This is a genomic window from Mesorhizobium sp. M5C.F.Ca.IN.020.32.2.1, from assembly GCF_004023105.1.
Classification (GTDB): domain Bacteria; phylum Pseudomonadota; class Alphaproteobacteria; order Rhizobiales; family Rhizobiaceae; genus Mesorhizobium; species Mesorhizobium wenxiniae.
The window spans coordinates 1-2241 of sequence record NZ_RZSX01000963.1 but is presented as its reverse complement, the minus strand read 5'-3'; the positions used below and the strand labels follow the sequence as shown (position 1 = coordinate 2241).

The following is a 2241-nucleotide window of genomic DNA, read 5'->3' as shown; positions in this document are numbered from 1 at the left end:
GGCCAGTATTTCCTCCACTACTGGGGCCGCAAAGCTCTCCTGATGATAGTTGGCCATGTCGAATCCGGCCGCCTCAAGCATCTGCCGCACGGCGCGCATGAACGGGTCGGGACCACAGCAGAAAGTTTCGCGCTCACGAAAATCGGGCGCCAGCAGCGGCAGCCGTATCGCGTCGATCCGGCCCATATGGCCGAACCAGCCCTCGCGGCTGGAGCGCTCCTCGATCATGAAGCCAAGCGTTAGGCCCGGCATGCGGCTGCCGAGCAGTTCGAGCTCCTTGCGGAAGATGATCTCCTCGGCCTTTCGTGCGCAGTTGACGAAGCCGACATCTGTCCATGGCGCACAGTCGTTCAGCCAGCGCAGCATTGACATCATCGGCGTCACGCCGGAGCCGGCCGAAATGAACAGATACTTGGCCGCGGGGTGGCTGTGCAGCGAAAAGTCGCCGGTCGGCCCATAGGCTTTCACGTGAACGCCGGGTTTTAGATTGTCGAACATCCAGCGTGTGCCGAGGCTGCCGGCCTGGGCTTTCACCGTCACCGCGATCGAGAACGGCCGCGACGGCGAGGACGACAGCGTATAGGTCCGCATCAGCGGGCCGTCAGTGGTCGGCAGTTCCAGCGTCACGAACTGCCCCGGTCTGTAGCGGAACCAGGTCTGGTTGTCGGAGCGGAAGGTGAAGGTCTTCACGTCAGGCGCCTCGTCGCTGACGCCGATCACTTCCAGCACCTGAAGCCTGTCGTTCCAAGGCGCCATCTCGTCGAGATGGCGGTAGAGCCCGAGATCCGTCATCGCGTTCATACCCTTGACCTTTCTCAGGCGACGCTGCGCAACGCCGGCCGGCCGTCCTCGGCAAGGCGCGGCCCGATGAAGGAGGCGTACCATTCGACGAACTGGATGACGCCGCCCTCATGCAGTTCAGAATAGGGGCCGGGCTCATAGGCCGGCGACAGGATGCCGAAGGCGTTTTCCTCGACGATGCGGCGGTCCTGATCGTTGGTCTCGGTCCAGACGTGGGTGAGTTCGGCGAGATCGTAATCGACGCCTTCGATCGCGTCCTTGTGGACGAGCCATTTGGTGGTGACGGCCGTTTCCGTGGCGCTGATCGGCAGCACGCGGAAGGTGACGGCATGGTCGCCGAGGATGTGGTTCCAGGTCGTCGGATAGTGATAGAGCAGCAGCGAGCCGATGCGCTCGGTCGAAACGCTGTCGGAAAGGTTCTTCTTCACCGCGCGTCTTCCCGTCATCGTGTAGCTGACGGCATCGCGCAGCAGCGGCGCGCGGGTGGCACGATACTGCCCGGCCGGATCGATGCGGAACTTGCTCGGCAAGCCCGCCGCCTCGCATTTCGCCCAGTGCATGAGCATCTCCGGATCGCTATCGGCGCCCTGCACGCCAGTCACGGTCGGCGCTTCCGGGAATGTCTTGCACAGTTCCGGATGGTTGCCGGCGCAATGGTAGCACTCGCGGTTGTTTTCCCAGACGAGCTTCCAGTTGCCCTTCTCGACGATGGTCGATTCGAAGGCGATTTTTGCGTCGCGCAGCCGGTGCGGCAGGAGGTAAGGCTCGATCATGGCGCGCATCGGCGCGAAATCGGCGGGCTCCTTGGCCAGGCAGATGAAGATGTAGCCGCCAACGCTTTCGCAAGCCACCGGCTTCAGGCTGAACTGGCTCTTGTCGAAGCCGTCCGCCATCTGCCTTGCGAACAAAAGCCGGCCATCCAGCTCGTAGGTCCACTGGTGATAGGGGCAGACAAGCTTCGCCGCCGTGCCTTTGTCGGCGTTGCAGACGCGGCTGCCGCGATGCCGGCAGGAATTGTGGAAGGCATTGATCCTGCCTTGCTGGTCGCGGACCAGCACGACCGGATAGTCGCCGATCTGGGCAGTGATGTAGCTGCCCGGCTTCGGCAACTCGCAATCGTGGCCGATGAACAGCCAGTCGCGATACCAGATCAGCTCCATGTCGAGCTTGAAGAAATCGGCATCGGTATAGAAGGGCTGCTCGAGCGAATAGCCTGCCCTGCGGCCGTGCAAGAGCCTCAGCATGTCGTTGCGCGCATCCATGTCCTGTCCTTATAGCCGTCGCATCGGCCCGAAATCGGAATCGATTTCGGAAAGCACGATGCGCAATTCAAAGTCTTGGAGCGTGTTTTGTGCGTCCAAATGGACGCACGTCGCTCCAAAGACTGAACTGGTGGTGATGGAGGAAGGATCGCTCGCAGGCCGGCGGACAGGCCAGACA

General features: G+C 62.2%; 2 protein-coding genes. Both read right to left on the bottom strand.

Features of this window, described 5'->3' with window-relative positions; genetic code table 11:
- On the bottom strand, nucleotides 1-792 hold a 792-nt coding region (locus EOA86_RS31515; protein ID WP_128345178.1), incomplete at its 3' end, for an FAD-binding oxidoreductase.
- A gap of 23 nt (nucleotides 793-815) precedes the next feature.
- Nucleotides 816-2063 carry an aromatic ring-hydroxylating dioxygenase subunit alpha gene (locus EOA86_RS31510; RefSeq protein WP_128345177.1) on the bottom strand — a complete coding sequence of 416 codons (1248 nt, stop codon included), beginning with the start codon at nucleotides 2061-2063 and terminating at the stop codon, nucleotides 816-818.
- Nucleotides 2064-2241: the final 178 nt, after the last annotated feature.